The organism is Limosilactobacillus galli, from assembly GCF_947381495.1.
GTDB lineage: Bacteria > Bacillota > Bacilli > Lactobacillales > Lactobacillaceae > Limosilactobacillus > Limosilactobacillus galli.
In genome coordinates this window covers 1-461 of sequence record NZ_CANCWK010000111.1, presented here as the reverse complement: position 1 = coordinate 461, position 461 = coordinate 1, and the positions used below count along the sequence as shown (strand labels likewise).

Sequence of the window (461 nt, the reverse complement as noted above, 5' to 3'; positions counted from 1 at the left end):
GGGGCCGTTTTCCATAAGGAAAACGGATTAGTATATCAAACTGAAGAGGAAAAGCGGCAGCAAAGAATTACTCATGTGAAGCCGTTGCTTGATAGGTTTTACCAGTACTTGGGAAGTATCACTTCACCACAGGGCCGGCTGTGTGCAGCCATCAAGAATGCCTTAAAGCTTCGGACAAGAGTCTATCGGATTTTTGAAAATGGACAAATCCCCCTAAGCAATAACTCGCTAGAAGGAGAGATCCGTTTTACAACCTTGGTTCGTAAGAACTGCTTGTTTGCGAAAAGCGTTCGTGGAGCTGAAGCCAACGCGATTTACTACACGTTAGTGGCAACAGCGAAAACTAATAAACTAAATGTATATAAGTATTTCAAATACCTGTTTGATCGACTCCCCAACCAGAAAAGGAGCGACATTGAGGCTTTTTTACCATGGGCAGAAGAAGTACAACAAGTATGTCA

Annotated in this window: 1 protein-coding gene; it reads left to right on the top strand. The window is 43.0% G+C overall.

Annotation, left to right across the window (positions count from 1 at the left end; genetic code table 11):
- Positions 1 to 461: IS66 family transposase (locus QOS10_RS09490; protein WP_283595206.1), on the top strand; the 461-nt coding region annotated here is incomplete at both ends.